Raw genomic sequence first — 24,539 nt, forward strand, 5'->3', positions numbered from 1 at the left:
CACACAAGTGTGTGAAACGGGGGGTACCGCTACCCACTGGTAACCGCAGGTGGCCCCGGCTGTCGGACACTAGGGTTGACGGGCATGGAAGCGCATCCCCTTGTGACCGAATACTTGCGGCTCGGCTTGGCCTTCGATCGGCTCGAGGAAGGTTTCGTCGACGCCTACACCGGTGACCCGGGGTTGCGCCGCGAAGTCGAGAACGGCCCGGCACCGGAACCGCGTGCCCTGGCGCGTCGCGCGGTCGCGCTGCGCGCAGAACTGCCCGATGCGGGCCTGTCGCCCGAACGCACCGAGTTCCTGGATGTGCATCTGCGCGCCCTGGAAACCTCCGGCCGCAAGTTCGCCGGTGACGACATCGGCTTCGTCGAGGAGGTGCGCGACTACTTCGATGTGGACATCGCGCCCGGCGACACCGAGAACTACCGCGAGGCGCACCGGCTGATGGACGAGGTGCTGCCCGGCGACGGCCCGCTGGCCGAGCGATTCGCCGCGCACCGGCGTGCGGACGAGATCCCGCCCGCCCGGTTGCAGGTCTGCGTCGACGCGTTCTCCTCCGCGTTGCGCGAACTGGTCCGCGAGCGTTATCCGCTGCCCGATCACGAGCACGTCACCTACGAGGTGGTCGGCGACAAGCCGTGGTCCGGATTCAACTACTACCTGGGCAATTTCCACTCCCGCGTCGCGATCAACTCCGACCTCAAACAGCACATGGCGCACCTGCCGAGTCTGATCGCGCACGAGTCCTATCCGGGTCATCACACCGAGCACTGCCGCAAAGAGGCCGGACTCGTGGCGGCTGGGCAGGCGGAGCAGACGCTGTTCTTGGTCAATACCCCGCAGTGCCTGATGGCGGAGGGTTTGGCGGATCTGGCGCTGCGCTCGATCGTCGGCCCCGGCTGGGGTAAGTGGGCGGAGGAGATCTACGCGGATCTGGGTCTGCGGTTCGACGGGGATCGCGCCGAACGCCTGGCCGCCGCGTCGGCCGAGCTGCTGAGCGTGCGGCAGGACGCGGCGCTGCTGCTGCACGACCGGCGCCGCGACGAAACCGAGGTGGCGGAGTTCCTGCAGCGGTGGTCGCTGGCGACGCCGGAGCGGGCACGGCAGTCGCTGCGGTTCCTGTCCTCGCCGCTGTGGCGGGCTTACATCAGCACTTACGTGGAGGGTTACAAGTTGCTGGGCGGCTGGCTGGAGCGGGCCACGGACGCGGCGGATCGTGCGGACCGATTCCGGCGTCTGCTCGACGAGCCGCTGACGCCCGGCGCGATCCGGCGCATGTGAGCGAAAGGCCCGGCGGCTCCGCCGGGCCCGCGCGTCCCGAATTGCGTTGCGCTACTGGATGACCGCGCAGTTTCCGCCGGAGGAGATGCTGCACATCAGCTGCGACAGCGTGCGCAGCAGGCCTTCGAGCGGGTTGGTGGGCACGGCGACCAGGTTCAACATGGGGTGCTTCCTTCGCAATCGAATGGGATGACTTCCACCTGGTGAACCGGTGGTCACACCCCGATTCGTTACCCGCTCGCGCGCCCCCAAAAGGTGGGGCAGGTCTTCGCGCGGTCAGCGGAAGATGACACACGTCGTGGTGGCATGCGCGACCAAGCGGCCCTGCTCGTCGACGACGCGCCCTTCGGCGGTCGCGGTGCTGCGGCCGACGTGGATGGTGGTGCCGGTGGCGGTGAGCCGCTGACCGTCGGTGGGGACCGAGCGGATGTAGTTCACCTTCAATTCCAGGGTGCTGTAGCCGACGCCGGGTTCCAGGGTGGTGTGCACCGCGCAGCCCATCGCCGAGTCGAGCAGGGTGGCGCAGATGCCGCCGTGCGTACTGCCGAGCGGGTTGGCGAAGTCCTGGCGGGTGCGCAGCGCGAAGACCACGCGGCCGTGCTCGAGCTCGTCGACCTCCATGCCGAGCAGGTCGCCGATGAAGCGCGGGCGGTTTTCCATGGTCATGGCGGTACGCAGCAGTTCGAGGCCGGACAGCTTGGCGTAGTCGATCTCGGCGGTGGTCATCAGGTTTCCATCCTCTCGGTGAACCGATCGGTCCACATGGCATGATCGGAGTATGGACCGATCGGTTCATGAAGGCAAGCAGCGGCATGACGGCAAGGGAGTAGCCGATGAGCGCGGGCCCGCGGACCCGGTTGATCGAAAGCGCCATCGAGCTGGTGCGCGAGCAGGGTGTGCCCGGCACCGGACTGGCCGCGCTGCTCGAACGCGGCAACGCGTCGAGAAATTCGCTCTACCAGCACTTCCCGTCCGGCAAGGCCGAACTGGTGGCCGAAGCGACCAGGGTGGCGGGGGAGCGCATGTCCGTCGTCTTCGACAAGGTCACCGCGACCGGCACACCCGACCAGTGGCTGGCCGGACTGGTCGGCTGGTGGAAGAAGGCCTTACGCAACAGCGACTATGCCGCCGGCTGTCCGGTGGTGAGTGCGGCGCTCGCCGAGGCCGAACCCGACGTGCAGGCGGCCGCGGGCCTGGTCTTCGACGGCTGGAACGATCGGCTGGCAGCCGCGTTGGCGGCCGACGGCATCCCCGCCGAGCGCGCGCGAGCACTCGCCAGCCTGGTGGTGAGCGCCGTAGAGGGCGCCATCGTCCAGTCCCGCGCCACGAAATCCGTGCGGCCACTCGACGATGTCCAGGCCACCCTCGGCCCGCTGCTGCGTGCCGGATAAGCTGGACCGACCGCGACTGGCGCACTCGAGGTGGAAGCAACCACCGGGAAGCCTCACGTCCCGCACCGCGCGCCTGGGTGCAGGGCAACGATGGAGGTTGCGATGCAACAGAATCCCGTGCCCCACGACGCCGGCCAGGCCGAGCCCGCCCCGCACCCGGCCACCGCCCCGCAGGGAGACGCCGCGGGCCGCTATACACTCTCGGGCGTGACGCAGACCGCCTCTGTCAATACTCAGTCTCTCGGTGAACTCGATCCCGAGCTCGCCGCCGCGATGGCCGGGGAGCTCGCCCGCGAACGCGACACCCTCGAGATGATCGCCTCGGAGAACTTCGTGCCGCGCGCGGTGTTGCAGGCGCAGGGCAGCGTGCTCACCAACAAGTACGCCGAGGGCTACCCGGGCCGCCGCTACTACGGCGGTTGCGAGCACGTCGATGTCGTCGAGACGCTGGCCCGCGACCGCGCCAAGGAACTGTTCGGCGCCGACTTCGCCAATGTTCAGCCGCATTCCGGCGCCCAGGCCAACGCCGCGGTGCTGATGGCGCTGATGAACCCCGGCGAGCGGCTGCTCGGCCTGGATCTCGCGCACGGCGGCCACCTGACCCACGGCATGCGCCTGAACTTCTCCGGCAAGCTCTACGAGGTGCACTCCTACGGGGTCAGCAAGGAAGACCACCGCGTCGACATGGACGAGGTGCGCAAGATCGCCCTCGAGTCTCGCCCGAAGGTGATCGTCGCCGGTTGGTCCGCCTACCCGCGGCATCAGGATTTCGCCGCCTTCCGCGAGATCGCGGACGAGGTCGGCGCCTACCTGTGGGTCGATATGGCGCATTTCGCCGGTCTGGTCGCCGCGGGCCTGCATCCCTCGCCGGTGCCGCACGCCGACGTCGTCTCCTCCACCGTGCACAAGACCCTCGGCGGCCCCCGCTCCGGTCTGATCCTGGCCAAGCAGGAGTTCGCCAAGAAGCTGAACAGCGCGGTATTCCCCGGCCAGCAGGGCGGCCCGCTCATGCACGCCATCGCCGCCAAGGCCGTGGCCTTCAAGATCGCCGCGGGCGAGGAGTTCAAGGACCGCCAGCAGCGCACGCTGTCCGGGGCGAAGATCCTGGCCGAGCGCCTCGCCGGCGCCGATGTCAAGGACAAGGGCATCACCGTGCTCACCGGTGGCACCGACGTGCATCTGGTCCTGGTCGACCTGCGTAACTCCCAGCTCGACGGCCAGCAGGGCGAGGATCTGCTGCACGAGGTCGGAATCACGGTGAACCGCAACGCCGTTCCGTTCGACCCGCGGCCCCCGATGGTCACCTCCGGCCTGCGCATCGGCACCGCCGCCCTGGCCACCCGCGGTTTCGGCGACGCCGAGTTCACCGAGGTCGCCGACATCATCGGCACCGCGCTGGCGGGCGGCTCCGATATCGAGACGCTGCGCGGCCGGGTCAGCAAGCTGGCCCAGAGCGTCCCGCTCTACCAGGGCCTGGAGGACTGGCACCTGCTCGGCTGAGTTCCGGCACCGTCGAACGTCCCCGTCCATGCGCGAAATGGGCGGGGGCGCTTTCGTTTTCAGCCTTGTAGGTCGATGCCCTTGGCGGCGGCCAGTCGACTCAACTTCTCCCGCTCGTCGATGGCGACCGCGACATAGGCGTGCAGGCCGTCGTCGTCGCGGCGGAGCAGGTACTCGTAATCGCTGTCGGTGAGCAGGGCGCCCTGAGCGTCGTGGAAATGCCAGCGCACGCGCAACCGCACGATGCGCTCGGTCAGGTCGGTCTTCTCCAGCAGGGTGTGGCCCACGCCGGCCAGGCCCAGACGCTGGTAGAAGGGGTAGGACTGGGCCAGGCCCGCGGCCATCTCGGCCGTGCTGTCCAGGGAGCCGACGAAGTCGTCGCTGACGATGGTGCCCGGCGTACCCCATTGGGCGGCACTGCGTTCGGCGTCGAAGGTGGACAGCGCCTTCTGATACTCGTCGAGAAAAACCTCAATCTCGTCTCGGGTGGTCATGGCTCCACGGTAGGGAAGAACCCCACCGCCCGCGCCTGATTCGACGGGCGCGGATGTGACACCCGCCCGCCGGGCCGAGCGAAATTCCCGCAACCCGGCTAGGAATCCATCCGAGCGCGGGCGCGGATGATGGCTTCGTCCAGGTAGCGGGTGATTCCGGAGCTGGTGGCGGGCCGGATCATCAGCGCGCCATTGGCGGGTGTCTCGGCGTAACGGCCCTCGACAGTGTCGATCCAGCGAAGTTTGCCGGTGCGCAGCGGTTCGGCGTTGCGCGGACCGAGCAGTACGACGACGGTGCCGCGGGTCGTGCAGGGCTGCCGCCAGAAACGACGGTAGCTGTCGCGGGCCGCCGACGGGTTGCCGAACGGATCGGCGGGATCGTCGCTGAGTTCGCTGAGCAGATAACTCTTCTCGGGAGCCGGGCCCGGCGGGGAATCGGGCAGCAATCGGATGAGTTCGGTGGCGAGATGGTCGCTGCGGCAGCGGCGTAGTCGGACCTTGCCGCCATCGGACCCCGGATTCTGCATGGCGATGACGCCGGTGCCGCTGCGGCTGGCACAACCGATGGCGCGCATTTCCGTGGCCGCGCCGCGCCGGTTGTCCAGGCCGAACAGCTCTATGCGCCAATCGGGTCGGCCGAGCACCCGTAGCGCGCGTTTGAGATGCAGATGCTCGTCGGCGTCCAGTTCGCGACGGAAGCGGCGCTGATAGTCCTGATACTCGTGCAGTCCGGGGAAACGACTGGTGAATCGGAACGGGAACGGCAACCGGTCCAGACCGGTGCCGTACCAGGCCGCCGCGAACTGCTCGGCGGTCAGCGTCCACTGGGGGAGTGGGGGCTGTGGCATCAGTCGGCTCCGAGCGCGGGCGGGACTGTCTTCTCGGTCTCGCCGAGCAGCTCCTTCGTATGTTCCTTGGTGCGCAGGTATTTCGCTGTTTTGTGCTCGCCGTCCGGTTCGCCGCGAGCCTGGCCGCGCGGAGGCATCATGCCCGCGTAGCCGGCGGCGCCGGGCGCTGCGACGCGACCGCCGCCGGGTGCCGGTGCGACCGGCGCCTGCTGTGCCGCCGGATGCGCGGGCACCGAGGTACCGGGCCGCAGCGGATTCGGCGCGTTCGGGGCCGCGCTCGGATTGCTCGTGACCGGCGTGTTCGGCACGACGGTGGACTGCGTCGTGGCGGCGGGCACACCCGGTACTACGGCGGCACTCGGCATGGTGGCGGACTGCGGTGTGGTCATACCGGGGGCCGAGGAAGCGTAGGTGGCGGCGGGGAAGGTGTTGCCTGGGCTTGGTGAAATCGATTGGGGTGTGGTGCTTTCCGGTGTCTGCGTGGTGTCGGCTGGGTTCTGCGCTGCCGGTGTCCCCGCTTCGGCCGGCTTGCCCTCCTCGCCGGGTTGGGCCTGCTCGCTCGGCTCGCTTTCCGCGGCGGGCGTGCCCGTTTCGGCGGGCGTCCCGTTTTCGGTGGGGTCGGTTGGCGGCGTCGTGCTCGGCGATCCGTTCTCCGTACCAGGTTGTGTCGCAGGTGAACTCGGGCCTGGGTTGACGCCGGTGCCGGGCACGGCGACCGGGTTGACCGGCTCCGGCAGGGTGGGGATCTCCGGTGCCGTCGCCCCGTACGGCTGGATGTAATAGGTGTACATGTCGTCGCGGGCCTGTTCCTCTTGCGAATTCCGGGCCGCGGGCTCGGTGGTATTCGAGGAACTGTCGGCCACCGCGGGAATCGCCGCCTTGAAATTGGCCGCCGCGCCCGCCGCCGACGACAACGGCTCGGACTGCTGGGCCAGCGCTGCCCCGAGTTCGCCCACCCGGGTGGCGTATTCACGGATACCGCGCACCGCGGCCGCCGCCGCGGCACCCTCCCACCGCTGGTCGATGGCCTGCTGGATCGCCGTCTCGAACTCGTCGCCCGCCTTGGTCACCGCGGCGGCGATCGCCGACCAGGCCGCGAACGCGGCGTCCAATCCGGCCGGATTCATCTGATCGGCGGCCTGTTTGATCTCGGCGTGCGAAAAGTTGTGCGCGTTCTCGGGATTGGTGATCGCCCTGCCGTCGGTAGGTCTCATGGATCGCTCCCCTGGTGTTCAGGTGCCCGGTGGCGGATGTGAGCCGTTCGACCATATAGACGCACTCCACCCCGTTCCGGTTCCATCGAAACACAGCGGATCGCGCGGGGCTAGGTGAGCGGGCGTTCACCTGGTGGTCAATTCCGGGTAGTTCCGCAGATCGATGTCGTTGGCGGCGTTGTCACCGAACTTCGACATCAGCGCGAACATTCGGCTGCCGAGAAACCAGTTGCGGAGCTTGATGCCGCGCGCGGTACGCGGAGCGAGGAACTTGCCCGCGTGGCTGTTGCTCGCGATTTTGGCGTAGCGGCGCATGATCTCGTCGTAGCGGGCGAAGGCCGCGGTGTGCTCGCCGTCCGCGAGCGCCAGTTCCCCGGCAAGCACATACGCGCCGACCACCGCCAGCCCGGTTCCGAAGCCGCCCAGCGTATTTCCGTACGCGGAGTCGCCCACCAGGGCGATCCGGCCCTTCGTGTAACCGCGCATCCGGACCTGGCTCAGCGAGTCCAGGTAGAAATCGTCGAACTCGGTCAGCTCGGCCAGCATCCGCGGCACCTCCCAGCCCAGCCCGGCGTATGTCTGCTCGATGATCCGGCGTTGGGCCGCACTGTCATTGCGGTCGTAGTCGAGTTCGGGCGCGGCGAACATGTACAGCTGCTGAGCCTTCGGACCGCCGCTGACGGCGAGCCGGCCCGGTGCGTTGAACGCGTAGGCGGTGGCGCGCTCGCGCGGACCGGTGTGCTCGGTGCTCCATGGGCTCGCGCCCGCGACGCAGTAGTAGTGACCCAGGTCCTCGACGAACTCCGATTCGGGCCCGAACGCCAGACGCCGTACCCGCGAATGGATTCCATCGGCGCCGAAGACCAGGTCGAAGGTGCGCGGTGCGCCCCGTTCGAACCGCACGTGCACGCCGCCGGCGGTCTCGGTGAGCGCGCTGATCGAATCACCGAAGAGGTATTCGCACTCCCCGAGCGTCCGCTTGTAGAGGATCTCGGCCAGATCGCCGCGCAGGATCTCGACGTCGCCGCCGGTGAAATCGCCGGACATGAAACCGACCCGCTCGCCCGCCTCGTCGACGAAGACGGTGTCGGTGGTTCCGGTGCGGTGCTCGTGGATCTCCGTCCACACGCCCATCCGTTCCAGGACGGTCCGGTGCGCCGCGCCTTTGAAGTCCACGGCCTGGCCACCGGGCCGCGGCGCGGGTGCCCGCTCGACCACGGTGACGTGGAAGCCGTAGTGGTTGAGCCAGTAGGCCAGGGCCGGGCCCGCGATGGACGCGCCGGAGATGAGAACGGACTGGTTGCGCATGACTTCTCCCGAGGACTAGAACTGCGTCCAATGGAATCTGTTTCCGTAGGACACGAATTAGAGTATGGTAGACACAGTTAGCCGTCAAGGGAGGACCGTCGATGCCGTCACCGACCACCGTCGAACTGCTCTGGGGCATCCGGGAGCGGCCCAAGCGCGGCCCCAAGCCCGCCCTGACACTGGCCGGAATCGTCGCCGAGGCGATCGCGCTCGCCGACGCCGAAGGGCTGGCCAGCCTGTCCATGCAACGGTTGGCCGAACGCCTCGGCTACACCAAGATGTCGCTGTACCGGTACGTTCCGGCCAAGGAGCAGCTGACCGCGCTCATGCTCGACACCGCCCTCGGCGCGCCCCCGGAACTGCTCGAGGCGCAGCCGGATTCGCCGCGACCGTGGCGGGAGTGCTTGCGGCAGTGGGCCGTGACGCTCTTCGCGCGCTACAACGAACATCCGTGGGCATTGGACCTCGCGGTCGGTGTGCGCCCGATGGGCCCGAACGAGCTGAGCTGGCTGGAGGTCGCGCTGGTCGCGCTGGAAGGGACGGGACTGACCGGCCCGGAGCGGCTGGACACCGTCGTCCTGATCAACGGGCATATTCGCAGCCTGGCCCAGCAATCCCTGGGCAGCACCGGCGGCCAGCTGGCCGAGCAGGTCGCGCGGCAGTTCGAGGAAATGTTCGCCGTCGCGGGCGCGGGTTATCCCGCCGTGCGCGCCGCCTTCGCCGAGGAAGCCGCGGCCGCGCACCGAACCGGAGCGTCCGACAACACGGACGACGCCCTGCGTTTCGGCATCGGCCGCATCCTCGACGGACTCGCCGTGCTCATCGCCGAGCGCGCGGGATAGGCGAACCGCTCCCGGCGGCCTACCCTCGATTCATGTCCGACGAACTCGAACTCATGCAGGACGCGATCACCACGGTGCGGGAGTTCTTCGCCGCACTCGAGCTGAGTGCGGTGGACGAAGCGCTGGAGCTGCTGCACCCCGACATCGTCTGGAAGAACACCTCGCTGCCGGACGTCCGCGGCATCCGCCGCGTCGGCGGCGTGCTGCGCGGGCTGGACCGCGAGGCGTTCGGTTTCGCGGCCGACATGCACCACATCGCCGCCAACGGCGACGTCGTGCTCACCGACCGCACCGACTACCTGCGCGCCGGCCCCCTCACCATCGGTTTCTGGGTGACCGGGACCTTCGAACTGCGCGAGGGGCGGATCGTGCTGTGGCACGACCACTTCAGTTTCGAAAACTTCCTGCGGGGCGCCGCCGTCGGGATCGGGCGCATGGCGCTGGGCGCGGCCCGCCGGTCGCGGAGCTAGCCGCGCCACCGCTCCGCGGAGGCCACCATGTCTTTGCCGACGTGGTCCAGATAGCGGCTCATCTCCCGTAACCGCGCCGCGGCTGAACGGTGCTCACCCAGTGTCGCGGCACCCTGCCGCGCGGCCTCGGCGAGCATGAAATTCTGCCGTGCCCCGGCGAAAGTCGCACGCAGCCAAGCGTCTTCGCCGAGTAGGTAGCGGTCGCGACGGCGCTGAGGGTCGCGCTCGCGCCGGACCATATCCTGCTGCTCGAGATAGCGGATGGCCGCCGAGATCGAGGCCGGACTGACCTGGAGCCAGCGCACCAGCTCGGCCGCGGTGCAGCTGCCGGTGTCGGCGGAATGCAGGCACGCGAGCACTCCGGCCGCGGTGCGCGGCATACCGGTCCGGGCGAACAACGTGGTGAAGTGCGTGGTGAATTCGGTGACCGCGGGATCGATCGGCTCGTCGGCGAGACCGGTGAGCACCGGCTTGCGCCGACGGGCGCGCCGTTCGGTGGCCCGGTGCGCGCGCTCGGGTCGATAGCGGTTCGGCCCGCCGTTGCGGCCGACTTCGCGGCTGACCGTGGAGGTCGGCCGGTTCAGCCGCCGGGCGATCTCCGCGTAGCCGAGACCGCGGGACAGTCCTGCGGCGATGTCCTCGCGCTCCTCCCGGGTAAGTCTGCCTCCCGGCACTTGTGGCCTCCTCCGAGCTCGGTGCGAACGGCTGCGGTGAACGCAACTCATTGCAACGATTGATCTGCTCGATTGCGTTCTGCCGCAGCACCATTGCAACTGATATCTCGAATCTACCTGCGTTTAGCCGAGATTGCTGCGGAGGTTCGTTGTTCGATATATGAACGCAACGTAGCGTTCGGATCATTCCGAAGTGCTGAGCAGGAGGATCCGTGATGACCGAAGCGCAAGCCGTTCCACTACCCACCACTCGCCCGCGGGGCTGCCCGTTCAGCCCGCCCGCCGGACTCGCGGAACTGCGCGAACAAGCCCCGATCACACCGATGGTCTTTCCCGACGGTCACCAGGGCTGGCTCGCCACCGGTCACGCGGCGGTCCGCGCGGTGCTCGCCGACCCACGCTTCAGTTCCCGTTTCGAGCTCATGCACTATCCGCTCGCCGATGTCGGGGAACTGCCGCCCGCCCCGCTCGGCGATCTCACCGGCCTCGACGCACCCGCGCACACCCGCTATCGAAAGCTGCTGGCGAGCAGATTCACTGTGCGCCGGATGCGGCTGCTCACCGAACGCGTCGAACAGATCACCGCCGAACACCTGGACGCGATGGCGCGCACCGGCGGCCCGCTGGACCTGGTGCGCGCCTTCGCCCGCCCGATCCCCGCGCTCGTCATCTGCGAGCTGCTGGGTGTGCCCTACGCCGAGCGCGAGGTCTTCCTCGCGCACACCGGCACGATGGGCGCACTCGACAGCACTCCCGAACAGCAGTACGCCGCCTTCGGGGCAGTACAGGACTATGTGCGCGGCCTGGTCCGGGCCAAGCGCGCGGAACCGACCGATGATCTGCTCAGCGATCTCACCACCAGCGAACTCACCGAGGACGAACTGGCCGGAATCGGCGGCTTCCTGCTTGCCGCGGGCCTGGACACCACCGCGAACATGCTGGGGATCGGTACGTTCGCGCTACTGCGGCACCCGGCCCAGTTCGCCCTGCTCCGAACCGAACCCGACCGCGCCGACCAAGCCGTCGAGGAACTGCTGCGGTTCCTCTCCATCGTGCAGACCGGTGCCCGCAGCGCGCTGGCCGACGTGCAGGTCGAGGGGCAGCTGATCCGGAAGGGGCAGACCGTCGCGGTGTCACTGCCGGCCGCCAATCGCGACCCGCGCAAGTTCGAGGACCCCGACACCTTCGACATCCGCCGCAACGCCGTCGGCCACGTCGCCTTCGGCTACGGCGTCCACCAGTGCCTGGGTCAGCAACTCGCCCGCGTCGAAATGCGGGTCGCCCTACCGGCTCTGGTGCAGCGGTTCCCGTCGCTGCGGCTGGCGGTGCCCGCCGAGGACGTCCCGATGCGCCACGACATGGACATCTACGGAGTCCACGCGCTGCCGGTGACGTGGTGAGCCCGATGCGGATCACCGTGGACCGCCGGCGCTGCGTAGGCGCCGGCATGTGCGCACTCACCGCCCCCGCGGTGTTCGATCAGGATGCCGAGGCGGGCACGGTGATTCTGCTCACCGAGACCGTGGACGCCGGAGCGGACAGCGTCGTCGTGACCGCCGCGGAAACCTGCCCGGCGCGCGCGATCACCGTCGAGTAGCCGGGCCGCTCAGGAATGTTCGGCCAGGTACTCGAGATAGAACGGCCGCAGTTGTTCGGCTACCGCGCCGTCGCCCGCGTGGATGTAGTCGTCGATCAACGGAAGCACGTATTTGATGTCGGCCTCGCTCTCGCCGGGATCTCCGGCCGCGGCTTCGGCGGCCGGGATGCGCTTGAGCAGTTGCCACAGGAACTTCACGTCTCCGTGGCGCACCGCGAGCTTCACCGCCTCGTCGTGCAGTTCCTTCGACGACAGGTTCTCGAGTTCCTCGTTACCGGCCATACCAGCGACTCTAGCTCGCGGTCTCGTATCGGTTAACGAAAGATTCACGGACACGCCTTCGCTTCCCCGAGCGCGGACCGGGTGCTCGGCGGTAGCGTCGTTGGTGCGGACCGCGTCGGTGTGGTTCGTACGGGAGGTCCTGACCGTGACTGAGAAATTCAGTGCGAGAGGGCCGGCGCCCGGTCCTCTTGGTAGTTGACGTAAGTCACATGCCATCAGGACCGGCCGGTCCAGCGAGATCGTCCGCGCGCGGGTGCCGCACGGACACAAAGGAGCCCACCGTGACTGCTGCACGCTCCGTTTCCGCTCCCTCGGCGAAATCCTCCGGGAAATCCGCCGCTGTCCCTACAGACACCAAGGGGGCTCGCCCTTCGCTTCCCCAGAAAACCTTTGTCATCGACACCTCGGTCCTGTTGTCGGATCCCTGGGCATTCACCAGGTTCGGCGACAACGATGTGGTGCTTCCGCTGGTCGTCATCAGCGAACTCGAAGGCAAACGTCATCACCATGAACTGGGCTGGTTCGCGCGGGAAGCCCTGCGCAACCTCGACGATCTACGCCTGCAGTACGGCAGGCTGGATGAGCAGGTGCCGATCGGCACCGAGGGCGGAACGCTGCAGGTGGAACTCAACCATACCGACCCCGCGGTCCTGCCCGTCGGATTCCGCACCGACACCAATGATTCCCGCATCCTGGCCTGTGCGCTCAACCTGGCGGCCGAGGGCCGCGAGGTGGTGCTGGTGTCCAAGGACATTCCGTTGCGCGTGAAGGCCAGCGCGGTGGGCTTACACGCCGACGAATATCACGCCCAGGATGTGGTCACCTCCGGCTGGTCCGGCATGGTCGAAATCGATGTGGCCAAGGAGCGCGTCGATCAGCTCTACTCCGAGAACATCATCGATCTGGACGAAGCCCGGGAGTTGCCGTGTCACACCGGCATCCGGCTGCTCGGGACGAGTTCCAGCGCGCTGGGCCGGGTCACCCCGGACAAGCGCGTGCAACTGGTGCGGGAACGCGAGGCGTTCGGTCTGCACGGCCGCTCCGCCGAACAGCGCATCGCGCTGGATCTCCTGCTGGACGAGAGCATCGGGATCGTCTCGCTCGGTGGCCGGGCCGGCACCGGTAAATCCGCGCTCGCGTTGACCGCGGGCCTGGAGGCGGTGCTGGAACGCCGTACCCAGCGCAAGGTGGTGGTGTTCCGTCCGCTCTACGCGGTCGGGGGCCAGGATCTCGGTTATCTGCCCGGTTCCGAGAGCGAGAAGATGGGGCCCTGGGCGCAGGCCGTCTTCGACACGCTCGACGGACTGGCCAGCCGCGAGGTGCTGGAGGAGGTGCTCTCCCGCGACATGCTGGAGGTGTTGCCGCTCACCCACATCCGCGGCCGGTCGCTGCACGATTCATTCGTGATCGTGGACGAGGCGCAGTCCCTGGAGCGCAATGTGCTGCTCACCGTGCTCAGCCGGCTCGGTACGGGGTCGCGGGTGGTGCTCACCCACGATGTGGCCCAGCGCGACAACCTGCGGGTCGGCCGGCACGACGGCGTCGCGGCGGTGATCGAAAAGCTCAAGGGGCACCCGCTTTTCGCGCACGTCACGCTCACCCGCAGCGAGCGATCGCCGATCGCCGCATTGGTCACCGAGATGCTGGAGGAATACGGCCCGAACGCGTAGCCTGCGATTGCCCTGATACGGCAATCGTCCAGCGTGTGTTTCATCTCACATCGAGCGGGTAATATCCCGCGGCGTTACCTGTTCAGCACGGTCCGGCGAGTCTCTGATGGATTCGCCGGACCGTTGCCGAACTTCAGAGGTTTGCCTATTTCGAGAAGAGGATGGACACATGAACCACTTCGCTCGACGAACGGCTACAGGCACCGCGGCGCTCGGCGTCGCCGCCCTGCTCCTGACCGCGGGATGCAGTGAGGACGAAGCGAAAGAGAACGTCGACAAAGCCAAGGGCGCGGTGACCTCGGTGCTGTCGAGTCCGTCGGCAACGATCAGTAGCGAGGCCACCGCCTCCGGGACGGAGACCGCCACCACTTCCCCGGGAGCGGAGGTGGAAGAGACCAGGATCCCCACCCAGGGCGGCCAGGAAGTCACCATCTCCGGTGACATCTACGAGAAGTACGTCGAGGCGGGCGGCGCGGCCGGCCCGCTGGGCGCACCGCTCGAGGCGCAGGAGAACGGGCCCGACGACGGCAAGTATCAGGACTTCGCCGGCGGCACCATCTACTCGGCGAAGGACGGCGACGCCCACATCGTCTGGGGCGAGATCCGCAAGGCCTGGGAGGCCAACGGCGGCGCCAACGGCAAGCTCGGCTACCCGACCAGCGACGAGAAGGACATCCCGGGCGGCAAGGAATCCACCTTCACCGGCGGCACCATCACCTGGAAGGACGGCCAGACCACCGTCACGCCGAACTAGTTACGGGAGCGCCTGAGATGTCACAGTCTCGGGCGCTCTTTTTCTGGGTGGCGTGCCTCCCCATCGGCCGCGGCCACCGACTAGGTTGTGCTGGTGCAGAATCACTTGACCGACCGCGAGTTGCTCGAAGCCCTCTCCGGCGAGGTGGAACTCGAACTCCATCGGCACATCGAACGGGCCGACGGCTGGCAGCCCCACGATTACGTGCCGTTCGACGACGGCCGCAACTTCGGGTTCCTGGGCGGAATCGATTGGGAGCCGGACCAATCCGAGCTCAGCGAGGTCGCCAAGCTGGCCCTGACGGTGAGCGTGCTGATCGCCGACAACCTGCCCTCCTACCACCGGGAGATCGGCAAATACCTCCGCATGGGCGCGTGGTGGCGCTGGGTCGGTCGCTGGACCGCCGAGGAGAACCGCCACGAAATCATGCTGCGCAATTACCTGATGGTGACGCGCTCGGTCGATCCGATCGAATTGGAGCGGCTGCGGATGGCGCATATGACCACCGGATTCCGTCGTCCGGCAATGCATTTGCTCGATGTGCTGGCCAATTGCGCTTTCGAGGAAATGGCCTCCGCCATTCGGCATCGCAATATCGCCGCGCTGCAGGAGAATTCGATGGTTACCGCGATGGCCGAACGAATCGCCATCGACGACGAATTACAGGCGGCGTTCTTCGCTCATCTGGTGGACGCGGCTTTCCAGCACGCGCCGGATCAGGCGATGCGCGCGATCGCCGACCGGGTCGCCGGGTTCACGGTGCCGACGGTGGCGCTGCCGGACGGCCGCAGCAGCGATGAGCTGCTGGCCCAGGCCGGTATCTATGACCCGGCGAAAGAGGGCGAACTGGTGTTCGGACCGCTGCTGCGGAAGTGGAACGTCTTCGAGCGGACCGATCTGGGCGAGGAGGGTGAGCGGGCCCGAGACGAGGTGGCTTACTTGCGGGCCGTAGCGCCCGCCTGAAAATTTTTTCACCTTTCTTGCGGATTCAGTGAAACGCGCCACACATTGCCGCCGATTAGCTGAGTGACGCTGTAACCCTGCAGCGACGCAAGGAAGGTGAAGAAAATGCTCATCGACTTCTTTCAAACCGTGGCTACTCTCCTCTATAACTTCTTTATTGGAGGGAAGTAGGTAGGGAGGTAAGCAAGTAATCACCGAGATCGAATTCCCCCGCCGCCTCCCGTGCCACGGGGGAATTCGGATGTGCTCAGGAGTGTCCGTCCACCTTCGCCATCGACAGCACGTCCAGCCGTCGATCGAGCTCTTCCTCGCTCAGCTTCTCCCCGATCAACCCACGGTCGATAACCGTCTGCCGGATCGTCTTGCGCTCCTTCAGCGCCTCCTTCGCGACCGCGGCCGCCTCCTCGTAACCGATCGCCGAATTCAGCGGCGTCACGATGGACGGCGAGGACTCGGCCAGGGTGCGCAACCGCTCCTCGTTGGCGACCAGCCCTTGCACGCACTTGTCGGCGAACAGCCGCGACACATTGGCCAGCAACCGGATCGACTCCAGGACATTGCGCGCCATGACCGGAATGTAGACGTTCAGCTCGAACGCGCCGCTCGCGCCGGAGAAGGCGACCGCCGCGTCGTTGCCGATCACCTGCGCGGCCACCTGGGTCACCGCCTCGGGCAGGACCGGGTTCACCTTGCCCGGCATGATCGAACTGCCCGGCTGCAGATCCGGCAGCTGCAATTCGCCCAGACCGGTCAGCGGGCCCGAACCCATCCAGCGGATATCGTTGGCGATCTTGGTCAGGCTGACCGCGACGGTGCGCAACGCGCCCGAGACCTCGACCAAACCATCCCGCGCGGCCTGTGCCTCGAAGTGGTCCTTCGCCTCGGAGAGGGCGTCGAGTCCGGTCGACTTCACCAACTCCGCCACGACTTTCGCGCCGAAACCGTCGGGTGCGTTCAACCCGGTGCCGACCGCGGTGCCGCCGATGGGCAGCTCACCGAGACGGGGCAGGGTCGCCATCAGCCGCTCCATGCCCGCCGCCACCTGACGGGTGTAACCGCCGAATTCCTGGCCGAGGGTCACCGGCACCGCGTCCATCAGGTGGGTGCGGCCGGACTTCACGACCGTGCGCCATTCGGTCGACTTGTCCAGCAGGGCCAAACGCAGATGCTCCAGCGCCGGAACCAGATCGGTGATGACCGCCTCGGTCGCCGCCAGATGCGTCGCCGTCGGGAAGGTGTCGTTGGACGACTGCGACATGTTCACGTGGTCGTTCGGATGGACCTCGACCCCGGCGGCCTTGGCGAGGGAGGCGATCACCTCGTTGGCGTTCATGTTCGAACTGGTGCCCGACCCGGTCTGGAACACGTCGATCGGGAACTGGTCGTCGTGCGCGCCCGCGGCGATCTCCTGCGCGGCGGCGATGATCGCGTCGGCCTTGTCCTTGTCCAGCAGCCCCAGATCCCGATTGACCGTGGCACACGCGGCTTTCAGCAATCCGAGCGCACGAATCTGCGCCCGCTCCAGCCCGCGCCCGCTGATCGGGAAGTTGTCCACGGCCCGCTGCGTCTGCGCACGCCACAAGGCATGCACCGGGACCCGGACCTCGCCCATCGTGTCGTGCTCGATGCGAAATTGCTGCGCTTCCTCCGTCATGGAAACGACCCTATGCCGCAATCGAAGCCCTGTGGGCTGCCACGCCTGAGGTCATCAGCACAGCCGAGACCGGAATAACGCCCAGAACGACAGACGCGCAGGCGAAAGGGCCTGCGCGTCTGGGATTTTGGACCGGCTCAGGGGAGCGGCGGGGTCGCGTCCTCGTCGCCGTGGAAGTCGACCGAGCTGTACTCACGCAGCTTGGTCAGGCGGTGGTAGGCGTCGATCATGCGAACCGTGCCGGACTTCGAGCGCATGACGATCGACTGGGTGGACGCGCCGCCACCGTAGTAGCGCACGCCGCGCAGCAGGTCACCGTCGGTGACGCCGGTGGCGCAGAAGAAGACGTTCTCGCCGGAGACCAGGTCTTCGGTATTCAGGATGCGGTCGAGGTCGTGGCCCGCGTCGATGGCCTTCTGGCGCTCCTCGTCGTCCTTCGGGGCCAGCATGCCCTGCAACTGACCGCCCATACAGCGCATGGCCGCCGCGGCGATGATGCCCTCCGGGGTGCCGCCGATGCCGACCAGGATGTCGGTGCCGGAGTCCGGGCGGGCGGCGGCGATGGCGCCGGCCACGTCACCGTCGGAGATCAGGCGGATCCGGGAACCCGCGTCGCGCACCTGCTGGATCAGGTCCGCGTGGCGCGGGCGATCCAGAATGCAAACGGTCAGGTCGGACTTCGACAGGTTCTTCGCCTTGGCGACCCGGCGGATGTTCTCGCCGATCGGGGCGGAGATGTCGATCACGTCGGCGGCGTCCGGGCCGACCGCGATCTTGTGCATGTAGAAGACCGCGGACGGGTCGAACATGGCGCCGCGCTCGGCGACCGCGAGCACCGCGATGGCGCCGGGGGAGCCCTTCGACATCAGGGTGGTGCCGTCGATCGGATCGACCGCGAAGTCCACCTCGGGGCCGGTGCCGTCACCCACCAGCTCACCGTTGTAGAGCATCGGGGCTTCGTCCTTCTCGCCCTCGCCGATGACCACGACGCCGCGCATGGAAACCGAGTTGACCAGCTGGCGCATCGCGTCGACGGCGGCGCCGTCGCCACCCTCCTTGTCACCGCGGCCGACCCAGCGACCCGCGGCCATCGCCCCGGCCTCGGTCACCCGGACCAATTCGAGCGCAAGGTTGCGGTCCGGCGCCTCGCGGCGGCTAGTGGGCGAAGATGCCGTCATGGCGGGGTGCCTCCCTCGGGTTGTACGTACCGGACGATTGTCTCATTACGTGGGCGGGCCCCATGCCACCCCTGGTCCGAGACGTGCGTACCGGAGTGGATACTGGGGACGTGTCCTACCAAAAGCCACGCATTCTGCTCAACTACAAGGATCTGTTCTTCTCGCTGATCCCGTTGGTGCTGATCGTCGTGGTCTTCGCCGGGGTGGCCAGCCAGTGCAGCTTCGCCGCCAAAGGGCCGACGCAGGGTGCGATCCCGCATTTCGACATCGAGGCGGCGCTGACCGCCGACGCGCGAACCCTCCCGTTCCCGATCCGGAACCCCGGCGTGCCCGCCGACTGGACCCCCAACTCCGGCAGCCGCGCCGACATCGCGGGCGCGGGCGGCGGCGCCGTCAGCACTGTGGGATACATCACCCACCAGGGCACCTACATGCAGCTGACCCAGAGCGACGCCACCGAGCAGGCGCTGGCCCGCTTCGTACTCGGCTCCCGCTACGCCAGCGGCACGCAGCAGGTCGGCGACCGGAAGTGGATCGTCTACGCCGAGCCCACCGAGGAAACCGCCTGGATCGCCGACTACGGCACCGCCCGCGTGCTGATCAAGGGCGCGGGCAACGAGGGGGCCTTCCGGACGCTGGCGCAGGCCGTCGACGCGGCGCAGCCGTTGGCGCGCTGAGGACGCGGCGCAGCCTTTAGCGCGCTGAGCATCGCGAGTGCGGGATGTTCGGTCTCCCCGCTGGGTCTATCGCGCCGACAGCCGTGGACGGGAACGCCGGATCCACGCGCTGGCTTCGACGCCGGTCGTCAGCGAATCGCTCTCGGTTACGCCTCTTCGGCGGCCTCTGAGCGCGAAATCGCGTCCTCGACACGTTGCCGTGCGCCCGCGAGGTGTTCCTCGCATCGGTTCGCCAGCGCTTCGCCGCGTTCCCACAGGGCCAGCGAGTCGTCCAGGTCCAGGCCGCCCTGTTCCAGCATTTTCACGACGTTGACCAACTCGTCGCGGGCGCGTTCGTAGCCGAAGGTCGCGATCTCGGCGGTGGTGTCGTCGGTGCCGGGTTCGGCCACGGTCAGTCCCTCTCGGTTTCGGTGGTTTTCCGGGCGCCCAGGGCCTGGGTGCCCAGCGCGGCCGCGGTGATCGCGCCGTCGGCGACTCGGATGCGCAGCTGGCTGCCCGCGGGCGCGTCCTCGATGCTGCGTACGACGTGGCGTTCGGGCCCGGTCACCCGCTGGACGACAGCGTAGCCACGCGACAGCGTCGCCGCCGGGCCGACCGCGGTGAGCTTCTCCCGCAGATGCCGGGCCGCGGTGGTTTCGGTCCGGATCAGATGTTCGGCGCAGCGCCGGGCGGAGACGCGCAGGCGTTCGATTTCCTCTGTACGCCGGTCGATTTCGCGCAGCGGGTCGGCCATGACCGGGCGCGAACGCAACTGGACCAGCGCGCGGGTCTCTCGATCCACCCAGCCCCGCAGCGCCGCCGCGGAGCGGGCACGCAACTCGCGCACGCCCGCCAATTCGGCTGCTGCGTCGGGAACTACGCGCTTCGCGGCATCGGTCGGAGTGGCCGCCCGCACGTCGGCGACGAAATCGCTGAGCGGATTGTCGGGTTCGTGGCCGATGGCACTGACGATGGGCGTGGTCGCGGCCACGATGGCGCGGCAGAGCGCTTCGTCGGAGAAGGCGAGCAGATCCTCGACACTGCCGCCGCCGCGAGCCAGCACGATCACCTCGACAGCCGGATCCCGATCCAGTTCGGCCAGCGCCGCCAGGATCTGCGGTACCGCCATCGGCCCCTGCGTCGCCGCATTGCGAATCTCGAAATGCACTGCGGGCCAACGGCTCTGGGCCACCGACAGGACATCGCGCTCGGCGGCGCTGGCGCGGCCGGTGATCAGGCCGACGGTCCTGGGCAAGAAGGGCAGCGGACGCTTGAGCCGCGGATCGAACAGACCCTCGGCCGCCAGCAGCGCTTTCAGGCGCTCGATCCGGGCCAGCAGTTCTCCGACTCCGACGGGGCGAATCTCGAGCACCCGCAAGGAGATCGTGCCGCGGCCGGCGAAGAAGGACAGCTTCCCGTAGACGACGACCCGGGTGCCCTCCTGCAAGGGGATCGGTGATCTGCGGATCAGCTCCGGGTCGCACGTCACCGACAGGGACATGTCGACCGACGGGTCGCGCAGGACGAGAAAAGCGGTGCGGGTGCCGGGACGCAGATTGATCTGAGTGATCTGCCCCTCGACCCAGATGCTGCCGAGCCTGTCGATCCACTGCGTGACCTTCATCGACACCGTGCGCACCGGCCACGGCGCGTCAGCGGAATTCGCGGGGCTGTTCGCCGATGGGTTGGCCGCGGAGGTCATACAGCTAGATATACGCGGTGCCACCGACGCTCTTGCGCAGCGGTCGGCCGCGATGGGGTCGGCCAACCGCTGACGACGAGCGTTACTGCGCCTGAACGGTGGCGATGCGGTTGGTCAGCATGGTGACGAAGGCGGCCCGCGCCCGCGTCTGCTGCTCGTAGTCCAGCAGGGTGGCGAGATCCTCGAGAGTCAGCATGCGCAGGCGGGCGCGCAGCTGAGCCAGCGTCATGTTCGCGTAGTCGTAGCGCTTGGCGACTTCCGGTTCCGCGATGTCCGACTCGGCCGGTTCGGCGGTCTCCGCCGGCTCGGCTTCGGCGACGGGCTCGGCTTCCGGCTCCGCTTCGCTCTCCGGCCGGGTGATTTCCGGCACCGTGATCGTCGTCACTGCGGTGACGTGACCATTGGTCGCGTGCGCGGGTTCGGAGCTCTCACCGTCGGTGTAGAGATCGAAGCGACTGGTACGGCCGACCGGTGCCGGTGCGGCGCCAGAGGTTTGCTCCGAGGGCAGGTCGTCGTCGAAGGTGGCCCACTCCGGCTGTGCTTCCGCACCACCGCCGAGCCGGTCGAACACAGCGTCGCCCTTGAGCGCGAGGCTGGTCACGAACTGCTGCACATGCATCGTGGTCTGCAGTAGCTGGCTGATCGCGGTGATCGGGAAATTCATTGCCGCTGTGGGTAACCGGCGGGTTTCTTCGAGGGCGTATACGGCGGCACCGGCGGCGACCCGGGCCAGGAACGGAGGTCGAAACATGGTTCTAGCCTGCCCGATCCGACCCGCTATGCAAAGACTTACTGTCACAGACACATCGTGACGGTAGTCATGCTATTCATCCGCCCGGGTCCAGACCGGTGTACGCCAGTAAGCTGTGGGGCATGTCTTCGGCCATACCTTTGAACCTCGGAATCGCCCGCTCGGCGGGTACCGGATCAGCCGATGCCAATGGGGGAAAGCGCGTCCTACTCGCCGAGCCGCGCGGCTACTGCGCGGGCGTGGACCGCGCGGTCGAGACGGTGGAGAAAGCGCTCGAGAAACACGGCGCTCCCATCTATGTGCGCAAGGAGATCGTGCACAACCGCCACGTGGTGGAGACGCTGCGCGATCGCGGCGTGATCTTCGTCGACGAGACCGACGAGGTGCCCGAGGGCCAAGTCGTGGTGTTCTCCGCGCACGGTGTCTCGCCGATGGTGCACGAGACGGCCGCCGAGCGGAATCTGCACACCATCGACGCCACCTGCCCGCTGGTGACCAAGGTGCATCAAGAGGCCAAGCGCTTCGCCCGCGACGACTTCGACATTCTGCTGATCGGTCACGAAGGCCATGAGGAAGTAGAAGGCACCGCCGGCGAGGCGCCGGACCACGTGCAACTGGTGGACGGCCCCGATTCGGTGGACAAGGTCACCGTGCGCGACGAGTCGAAGGTGATCTGGCTGTCGCAGACCACGCTCAGCGTCGACGAGACGATGGAAACCGTGAAGCGGCTGCGCGAGCGTTTCCCCGGATTGCAGGATCCGCCGAGCGACGACATCTGCTACGCCACGCAGAACCGTCAGGTCGCGGTGAAGGCGATGGCCCCGGAATGCGATCTGGTGATCGTGGTGGGTTCGCGCAATTCGTCGAACTCGGTGCGGCTGGTCGAAGTCGCCCTCGGCGCGGGTGCGAAGGCGTCCTACCTGGTGGATTACGCCAAGGAGGTCGATCCGGCCTGGCTCGAGGGTGTCCGCACCGTCGGCATCACCTCCGGCGCCTCGGTGCCGGAAATCCTGGTGGAGGGCGTGCTGGAGATGCTGGCCGAGCACGGCTTCGGCGAGGTGCAGCCGGTGACCACCGCCAATGAGACCTTGGTCTTCGCACTGCCTCGCGAATTGCGCGCCGCGCGTAACTAGCTTTTACAGGTTCTCCGGTTTGCGCCGCTCGCCGCGGCTCGAATCCCGCTCCCGGTAGCGCACATTGGGCCGCGGCAGCGGCGGGTTGTCGCTGCGCGGAGTGGCCGAGCGTCCGGTGCGGCCCGCGCGGCCGTCCCTGGCACGACCCGACTTGCCCACCCGCGGTGGCGCGTCGGCGACTTCGCCGGAGGTCCGTTTGCCCGGGCGCGGCGGCAGATACTTGTCGGTCTTCTGATCGGCGAGATCCAGATCGTCGTCCGGCTCCGGCTGACTACGCCGCGGCCGGCGCTTCGAGGAATCGGACAGCGCCTCACCGCGCTTGGTGCGCGACCGGCTGGTTCCACTCGTGCGTCCCCAACTCGAGCCGCGACGTGATTCCGCGGCGCTCTCGGCCGTCTGCTCACGCCGGAACAGGTAGATCCGCAACCCCCCGATGAGCAGCACCAGCGCGGTGGCCAGCAGCATCGTCGGGAACCGGTACACCAGCGGGACGGCCAGGTTCAGCAGCAAGTCCTTGATGCCGCTGCCGCCGCTGCCGGCCAGCTGCTGATACGCCAGCGGTACCGCGACGACCATCAGCAACGGCGGCAGCACCATCGTGCTGAACAGCCCGCGGTAGCGAACGGCGAGCACAGCCGCCACGCAGCCGACGACGTAGAGCGTGGCGAACGTGCCCGTCAGCTCGTTCATGTCGCCGTTGGCATCGACAAGGAACCCGAGGAACGTGCAGGCAACCGCAATCAGGACGGCTGCGCCGGCCGGGATACCCGGCACCGACGGCAGGATCGAACGTTGCGGCGCGGGCACCCGGGAACGCACACGTTGGGAAGCAGCCACGATATGAACCCTAACCGCCGCCGGGCCGTACGGCGTTATGGCGCGACGTGACCAGGTTCTCCGGCTAACCGTCGGCGTCGGCGAACCCGACCGCCCGCGGCCAGGAATCCACCCGCGCGATGGCCGGAACCTCCTGCTCGGCTATTTCCATATCGTGCAACTTGCGGGCTGTCACCATCACCCGTGATTCCACCGAGGCCACCGTGTAGTTGAAGGCGTCCACGGCCTTGGACAGCTGTGCGCCCAATCGGTCCAGATGGCGACCGGTCATGCCGAGCCGGGAGTAGAGCTCGCGGCCCAACTGCTGAATCTTCGCCATATCGCGGGACAGGGCCTCCTGCCGCCAGCTGAACGCCACGGTGCGCAGCAGTGCGATCAGTGTGGTCGGCGTGGCCAGGATGACGTTGCGTCCGAACGCGTATTCCAGCAGTCCGGAATCGGTGGTGAGCGCCGCGTCGAGGAACGGATCGCCCGGGACGAACAGCACCACGAACTCCGGGGACGGATCGAAGGCGGCCCAGTAGGCCTTGTCGGCGAGTTGGTCGACGTGGGCGCGCAGATGTTTGGCGTGCCGGAGCAGATGGTCGGCCCGCTCGTCCGGATCGTCGACCGTGCTGGCGTCGAGGTAGGCATTGAACGGCACTTTGGCGTCCACCACGATGTGCCTGCCGCCGGCCAGCCGCACCACCAGGTCCGGCCGGACGGTGCCGGTGCGGTCGGCGGTGCCGTCACCGCGCGCCGCCCGGCTCACCTGGGTGTCGAAATCGCAGTGCCTGGTCATCCCGGCCAGCTCCACCACGCGCTCCAATTGGATTTCGCCCCAGCGACCCCGGATCTGCGGCGCCCGCAGCGCCGCCACCAGCTGGCTGGTCTGGCTGGAGAGCTGGTGCGAGGTGCGCTGCATGCCCGCGACCTGTTCGCGCAGGCCGGAATACGCGTTGATGCGACTGTGCTCGACTTGCTGAATGTGCTGTTCCAGCGCGCCGACCGCCTCCCGCAACGGCTCCACCATGGCACCGATGGCCTGCGAATGGCGGCGTGCCGCATCCTCGTTCGCGGCGGTCAGGGATTGGCGCAGCAGCCGTTCGTTGTCGTTGGCCGCGGCCAGTCTGGCCTCGGCGGTGGCGGCCCGTTGGCCGGCGTGGGCGGTGTGGCCCAGCCAGCCGAGCCCCACGCCGGCGGCGAATACCAGCAACAGTGCGACAAGCATCGATGCGGTCATGGAACGAGATAGTGCCGCACCGCACCGACAAGTTCGGCCGACTGGCAACTTCACAGCGCTGGTGTCGGCAAACCGACTGAGCCGCGAGTATGTCAATGACCGTGAACATTTCGGCGCG

The 24,539-nt window shown here is 67.8% G+C and carries 26 protein-coding genes and 1 riboswitch; of the genes, 12 read left to right on the plus strand and 14 right to left on the minus strand.

Annotation, left to right across the window (positions count from 1 at the left end; genetic code table 11):
* Window positions 1-84 precede the first annotated feature (84 nt).
* Window positions 85-1,281 (plus strand): DUF885 domain-containing protein, encoded by a 1,197-nt coding sequence (locus tag BJ987_RS10520; RefSeq protein WP_209887499.1) that lies wholly within the window; start codon window positions 85-87, stop codon window positions 1,279-1,281.
* Window positions 1,282-1,557: 276 nt separating this feature from the next.
* Here BJ987_RS10520 and BJ987_RS10525 read toward each other — a convergent pair whose 3' ends face one another.
* Window positions 1,558-2,007 carry a PaaI family thioesterase gene (locus BJ987_RS10525; protein ID WP_209887502.1) on the minus strand — a complete coding sequence of 150 codons (450 nt, stop codon included), beginning with the start codon at window positions 2,005-2,007 and terminating at the stop codon, window positions 1,558-1,560.
* A gap of 107 nt (window positions 2,008-2,114) precedes the next feature.
* Here BJ987_RS10525 and BJ987_RS10530 point away from each other — a divergent pair, with 107 nt between their 5' ends.
* Both BJ987_RS10530 and glyA read left to right on the plus strand, forming a co-directional pair.
* The gene (locus BJ987_RS10530; protein WP_209887505.1) at window positions 2,115-2,672 is read left to right on the plus strand and encodes a TetR/AcrR family transcriptional regulator; all 558 of its coding nucleotides are present in this window, start codon (window positions 2,115-2,117) and stop codon (window positions 2,670-2,672) included.
* 2 nt (window positions 2,673-2,674) lie between these two features.
* Window positions 2,675-2,758, plus strand: a riboswitch (ZMP/ZTP riboswitch).
* Between the two features lie 121 nt (window positions 2,759-2,879).
* Window positions 2,880-4,172, plus strand: a complete 1,293-nt coding sequence (glyA, locus tag BJ987_RS10535; protein ID WP_209898162.1) for a serine hydroxymethyltransferase — start codon at window positions 2,880-2,882, stop codon at window positions 4,170-4,172.
* A 59-nt stretch (window positions 4,173-4,231) separates the two neighbouring features.
* Here glyA and BJ987_RS10540 read toward each other — a convergent pair whose 3' ends face one another.
* The 4 genes from BJ987_RS10540 to BJ987_RS10555 form a co-directional block, all read right to left on the minus strand.
* Complete coding sequence (locus tag BJ987_RS10540) at window positions 4,232-4,666, minus strand: DUF6841 family protein (RefSeq protein WP_209887508.1); 435 nt, start codon at window positions 4,664-4,666, stop codon at window positions 4,232-4,234.
* 98 nt (window positions 4,667-4,764) lie between these two features.
* Entirely contained in the window at window positions 4,765-5,514 is a 750-nt protein-coding gene (locus BJ987_RS10545) for an ESX secretion-associated protein EspG (RefSeq protein ID WP_209887511.1), read from the minus strand.
* Window positions 5,514-6,728 carry a hypothetical protein gene (locus BJ987_RS10550; protein ID WP_209887512.1) on the minus strand — a complete coding sequence of 405 codons (1,215 nt, stop codon included), beginning with the start codon at window positions 6,726-6,728 and terminating at the stop codon, window positions 5,514-5,516. The genes BJ987_RS10545 and BJ987_RS10550 overlap by 1 nt, the downstream gene beginning before the upstream one ends.
* A 126-nt stretch (window positions 6,729-6,854) precedes the next feature.
* Window positions 6,855-8,036, minus strand: coding sequence for an FAD-dependent monooxygenase (locus tag BJ987_RS10555; protein WP_209887515.1), 1,182 nt, complete (start codon window positions 8,034-8,036; stop codon window positions 6,855-6,857).
* A 101-nt stretch (window positions 8,037-8,137) separates the two neighbouring features.
* Here BJ987_RS10555 and BJ987_RS10560 point away from each other — a divergent pair, with 101 nt between their 5' ends.
* Window positions 8,138-8,878 carry a TetR/AcrR family transcriptional regulator gene (locus tag BJ987_RS10560; protein WP_209887518.1) on the plus strand — a complete coding sequence of 247 codons (741 nt, stop codon included), beginning with the start codon at window positions 8,138-8,140 and terminating at the stop codon, window positions 8,876-8,878.
* 32 nt (window positions 8,879-8,910) lie between these two features.
* Window positions 8,911-9,348 (plus strand): limonene-1,2-epoxide hydrolase family protein, encoded by a 438-nt coding sequence (locus BJ987_RS10565; RefSeq protein WP_209887522.1) that lies wholly within the window; start codon window positions 8,911-8,913, stop codon window positions 9,346-9,348.
* On the opposite strand, the gene BJ987_RS10570 is transcribed toward BJ987_RS10565, so the two are convergent.
* Complete coding sequence (locus tag BJ987_RS10570) at window positions 9,345-10,022, minus strand: helix-turn-helix domain-containing protein (protein ID WP_209887525.1); 678 nt, start codon at window positions 10,020-10,022, stop codon at window positions 9,345-9,347. The two genes, BJ987_RS10565 and BJ987_RS10570, sit on opposite strands and share 4 nt — an antisense overlap.
* A 215-nt stretch (window positions 10,023-10,237) precedes the next feature.
* On the opposite strand from BJ987_RS10570, the gene BJ987_RS10575 reads away from it, so the two are divergent.
* The gene (locus tag BJ987_RS10575) at window positions 10,238-11,422 is read left to right on the plus strand and encodes a cytochrome P450 (RefSeq protein WP_209887528.1); all 1,185 of its coding nucleotides are present in this window, start codon (window positions 10,238-10,240) and stop codon (window positions 11,420-11,422) included.
* A gap of 5 nt (window positions 11,423-11,427) precedes the next feature.
* Window positions 11,428-11,619, plus strand: coding sequence for a ferredoxin (locus tag BJ987_RS10580; protein ID WP_209887531.1), 192 nt, complete (start codon window positions 11,428-11,430; stop codon window positions 11,617-11,619).
* 9 nt (window positions 11,620-11,628) lie between these two features.
* On the opposite strand, the gene BJ987_RS10585 is transcribed toward BJ987_RS10580, so the two are convergent.
* Window positions 11,629-11,901 carry a hypothetical protein gene (locus BJ987_RS10585; protein ID WP_209887533.1) on the minus strand — a complete coding sequence of 91 codons (273 nt, stop codon included), beginning with the start codon at window positions 11,899-11,901 and terminating at the stop codon, window positions 11,629-11,631.
* A gap of 281 nt (window positions 11,902-12,182) precedes the next feature.
* Here BJ987_RS10585 and phoH2 point away from each other — a divergent pair, with 281 nt between their 5' ends.
* The 3 genes from phoH2 (at window position 12,183) to BJ987_RS10600 (ending at window position 15,288) form a co-directional block, all read left to right on the plus strand.
* On the plus strand, window positions 12,183-13,571 hold the full coding sequence (phoH2, locus tag BJ987_RS10590; protein ID WP_209887536.1) for an RNA 5'-3' helicase PhoH2: 1,389 nt from the start codon (window positions 12,183-12,185) through the stop codon (window positions 13,569-13,571).
* Between the two features lie 169 nt (window positions 13,572-13,740).
* Window positions 13,741-14,325, plus strand: a complete 585-nt coding sequence (locus BJ987_RS10595; protein WP_209887539.1) for an LGFP repeat-containing protein — start codon at window positions 13,741-13,743, stop codon at window positions 14,323-14,325.
* A 93-nt stretch (window positions 14,326-14,418) separates the two neighbouring features.
* Window positions 14,419-15,288: an acyl-ACP desaturase gene (locus tag BJ987_RS10600; RefSeq protein WP_209887542.1), complete on the plus strand. Its 870-nt coding sequence runs from the start codon at window positions 14,419-14,421 to the stop codon at window positions 15,286-15,288.
* Window positions 15,289-15,535: 247 nt separating this feature from the next.
* Here BJ987_RS10600 and BJ987_RS10605 read toward each other — a convergent pair whose 3' ends face one another.
* Together BJ987_RS10605 and glpX are read right to left on the minus strand one after the other, a co-directional pair.
* Window positions 15,536-16,942 (minus strand): class II fumarate hydratase, encoded by a 1,407-nt coding sequence (locus tag BJ987_RS10605; RefSeq protein WP_209887545.1) that lies wholly within the window; start codon window positions 16,940-16,942, stop codon window positions 15,536-15,538.
* A gap of 137 nt (window positions 16,943-17,079) precedes the next feature.
* A complete protein-coding gene (gene glpX, locus BJ987_RS10610) occupies window positions 17,080-18,120 on the minus strand; it encodes a class II fructose-bisphosphatase (protein ID WP_209887548.1) in 1,041 nt (346 codons plus the stop codon).
* 110 nt (window positions 18,121-18,230) lie between these two features.
* On the opposite strand from glpX, the gene BJ987_RS10615 reads away from it, so the two are divergent.
* Complete coding sequence (locus tag BJ987_RS10615) at window positions 18,231-18,797, plus strand: DUF4245 domain-containing protein (protein WP_209887551.1); 567 nt, start codon at window positions 18,231-18,233, stop codon at window positions 18,795-18,797.
* Between the two features lie 146 nt (window positions 18,798-18,943).
* On the opposite strand, the gene BJ987_RS10620 is transcribed toward BJ987_RS10615, so the two are convergent.
* The 3 genes from BJ987_RS10620 to BJ987_RS10630 form a co-directional block, all read right to left on the minus strand.
* A complete protein-coding gene (locus BJ987_RS10620; protein WP_209887554.1) occupies window positions 18,944-19,186 on the minus strand; it encodes an exodeoxyribonuclease VII small subunit in 243 nt (80 codons plus the stop codon).
* A gap of 2 nt (window positions 19,187-19,188) precedes the next feature.
* On the minus strand, window positions 19,189-20,478 hold the full coding sequence (xseA, locus tag BJ987_RS10625) for an exodeoxyribonuclease VII large subunit (protein WP_209887557.1): 1,290 nt from the start codon (window positions 20,476-20,478) through the stop codon (window positions 19,189-19,191).
* A gap of 82 nt (window positions 20,479-20,560) precedes the next feature.
* Window positions 20,561-21,229 (minus strand): lipid droplet-associated protein, encoded by a 669-nt coding sequence (locus tag BJ987_RS10630; protein WP_209887560.1) that lies wholly within the window; start codon window positions 21,227-21,229, stop codon window positions 20,561-20,563.
* A 122-nt stretch (window positions 21,230-21,351) separates the two neighbouring features.
* Here BJ987_RS10630 and BJ987_RS10635 point away from each other — a divergent pair, with 122 nt between their 5' ends.
* Window positions 21,352-22,362, plus strand: coding sequence for a 4-hydroxy-3-methylbut-2-enyl diphosphate reductase (locus tag BJ987_RS10635; protein WP_209887563.1), 1,011 nt, complete (start codon window positions 21,352-21,354; stop codon window positions 22,360-22,362).
* Between the two features lie 3 nt (window positions 22,363-22,365).
* On the opposite strand, the gene BJ987_RS10640 is transcribed toward BJ987_RS10635, so the two are convergent.
* Together BJ987_RS10640 and BJ987_RS10645 are read right to left on the minus strand one after the other, a co-directional pair.
* Window positions 22,366-23,199, minus strand: coding sequence for a DUF6542 domain-containing protein (locus tag BJ987_RS10640; protein WP_209887566.1), 834 nt, complete (start codon window positions 23,197-23,199; stop codon window positions 22,366-22,368).
* A 64-nt stretch (window positions 23,200-23,263) separates the two neighbouring features.
* Window positions 23,264-24,421, minus strand: coding sequence for a DNA recombination protein RmuC (locus BJ987_RS10645; protein WP_209887569.1), 1,158 nt, complete (start codon window positions 24,419-24,421; stop codon window positions 23,264-23,266).
* Between the last annotated feature and the right edge of the window lie 118 nt (window positions 24,422-24,539).

The sequence above is a fragment of the Nocardia goodfellowii genome (assembly GCF_017875645.1).
Classification (GTDB): domain Bacteria; phylum Actinomycetota; class Actinomycetes; order Mycobacteriales; family Mycobacteriaceae; genus Nocardia; species Nocardia goodfellowii.

Coding starts and splice junctions, on each gene's coding strand:
- BJ987_RS10540 (WP_209887508.1), bottom strand. CDS start 4,666: ATGACCACCCGAGACGAGATTGAGGTTTTTCTCGACGAGTATCAGAAG.
- BJ987_RS10595 (WP_209887539.1), top strand. CDS start 13,741: ATGAACCACTTCGCTCGACGAACGGCTACAGGCACCGCGGCGCTCGGC.
- BJ987_RS10560 (WP_209887518.1), top strand. CDS start 8,138: ATGCCGTCACCGACCACCGTCGAACTGCTCTGGGGCATCCGGGAGCGG.
- BJ987_RS10520 (WP_209887499.1), top strand. CDS start 85: ATGGAAGCGCATCCCCTTGTGACCGAATACTTGCGGCTCGGCTTGGCC.
- BJ987_RS10530 (WP_209887505.1), top strand. CDS start 2,115: ATGAGCGCGGGCCCGCGGACCCGGTTGATCGAAAGCGCCATCGAGCTG.
- BJ987_RS10545 (WP_209887511.1), bottom strand. CDS start 5,514: ATGCCACAGCCCCCACTCCCCCAGTGGACGCTGACCGCCGAGCAGTTC.
- BJ987_RS10580 (WP_209887531.1), top strand. CDS start 11,428: ATGCGGATCACCGTGGACCGCCGGCGCTGCGTAGGCGCCGGCATGTGC.
- BJ987_RS10645 (WP_209887569.1), bottom strand. CDS start 24,421: ATGACCGCATCGATGCTTGTCGCACTGTTGCTGGTATTCGCCGCCGGC.
- BJ987_RS10555 (WP_209887515.1), bottom strand. CDS start 8,036: ATGCGCAACCAGTCCGTTCTCATCTCCGGCGCGTCCATCGCGGGCCCG.
- BJ987_RS10565 (WP_209887522.1), top strand. CDS start 8,911: ATGTCCGACGAACTCGAACTCATGCAGGACGCGATCACCACGGTGCGG.
- BJ987_RS10575 (WP_209887528.1), top strand. CDS start 10,238: ATGACCGAAGCGCAAGCCGTTCCACTACCCACCACTCGCCCGCGGGGC.
- BJ987_RS10605 (WP_209887545.1), bottom strand. CDS start 16,942: ATGACGGAGGAAGCGCAGCAATTTCGCATCGAGCACGACACGATGGGC.
- BJ987_RS10525 (WP_209887502.1), bottom strand. CDS start 2,007: ATGACCACCGCCGAGATCGACTACGCCAAGCTGTCCGGCCTCGAACTG.
- xseA (WP_209887557.1), bottom strand. CDS start 20,478: ATGACCTCCGCGGCCAACCCATCGGCGAACAGCCCCGCGAATTCCGCT.
- BJ987_RS10550 (WP_209887512.1), bottom strand. CDS start 6,728: ATGAGACCTACCGACGGCAGGGCGATCACCAATCCCGAGAACGCGCAC.
- glpX (WP_209887548.1), bottom strand. CDS start 18,120: ATGACGGCATCTTCGCCCACTAGCCGCCGCGAGGCGCCGGACCGCAAC.
- BJ987_RS10630 (WP_209887560.1), bottom strand. CDS start 21,229: ATGTTTCGACCTCCGTTCCTGGCCCGGGTCGCCGCCGGTGCCGCCGTA.
- BJ987_RS10635 (WP_209887563.1), top strand. CDS start 21,352: ATGTCTTCGGCCATACCTTTGAACCTCGGAATCGCCCGCTCGGCGGGT.
- BJ987_RS10585 (WP_209887533.1), bottom strand. CDS start 11,901: ATGGCCGGTAACGAGGAACTCGAGAACCTGTCGTCGAAGGAACTGCAC.